Genomic DNA, 837 nt, shown 5'->3' with positions numbered 1-837 from the left:
TGTTATGGTAGGCCTGAGGGAGACCCCAGGCGCGTGGCCCGTGAGGAGCCTCAGGCGCCGCAAAAGGGATATAAGAACCGCCTCCGAGCCGATCGTCCAGCGCTGCCAGAACAGCTCACGCTCGACCGGAGCGAGGCCCGGGACCGGTACGAGCCCGGGTGCGGCGGCGACCTGCGGATCGAGGAGCATGCCCCAGCCGAGACCCGCCCCGACAGCCGTCGCGAAGCCGTCGGGGCTCGGAACCGACGGGCCCCGACCCGCGCGCGGCAGCCCCGCCGCCGCGAGCACAAGATCCTGGAGCCCGTCCTTCGCGTCGAAGCGCACGGCAGGCAGCCGCGGCACGTCAGCGACCCCGCGCACGTCGTGCCGCGCGAGCAGGTCCGGGTGGACGCGCGGGCTGTAGCGGACGACGCCGAGGCGCTCAGCGCGGCAGCCGGGCGCGGGAGTCGCGTCCGTCGTCACGGCGGCCATGACGGCGCCGCTGCGCAGCCGCTCGACGGCGTGCCCCTCGTCGTCGGCGACGACCTGGAGGAACGTGTCCGGCCACGCAGCCGCGGCGACGAGCGCCTGCTGGCGCGCGTGCCGGAGCACGGGTGCGCCATCAGGCGTCACGGTCGACGGTGTGCCGCGGCGCACGAGGATGCGGCCGAGCGAGGCCTCGAGCGGCCGACGACGTGGCGCGTCATCGACGGCCTTGTCGCCGTCGTCATGGTCGCGGTCGCGGCGACGCTCGCGCTCGGGTAACCCCCTTCCGACTCGTAGGTCTGGAGCACCATCGAACGGTGCTGAGGACCTACGAGTCAGGAGAGGGGGATGGGATGGGGGCGGGCACGGGGG

At 74.1% G+C, this 837-nt stretch carries 2 protein-coding genes; one reads left to right on the top strand and one right to left on the bottom strand.

All coding sequences use genetic code 11. The annotated features are described in order from the left end of the window. Nucleotides 1–591: LysR substrate-binding domain-containing protein (locus C1729_RS14225; protein ID WP_242493928.1), on the bottom strand; the 591-nt coding region annotated here is incomplete at its 3' end. On the opposite strand from C1729_RS14225, the gene C1729_RS14700 reads away from it, so the two are divergent. Further along, nucleotides 580–744, top strand: a complete 165-nt coding sequence (locus tag C1729_RS14700; RefSeq protein ID WP_165375535.1) for a hypothetical protein — start codon at nucleotides 580–582, stop codon at nucleotides 742–744. The genes C1729_RS14225 and C1729_RS14700 overlap by 12 nt on opposite strands. Nucleotides 745–837: the final 93 nt, after the last annotated feature.

This window comes from Sanguibacter massiliensis (genome assembly GCF_900240335.1).
Classification (GTDB): domain Bacteria; phylum Actinomycetota; class Actinomycetes; order Actinomycetales; family Cellulomonadaceae; genus Flavimobilis; species Flavimobilis massiliensis.
Note: the sequence above shows the minus strand (reverse complement) of the source record. Positions and strands in the feature narration are given on the sequence as shown.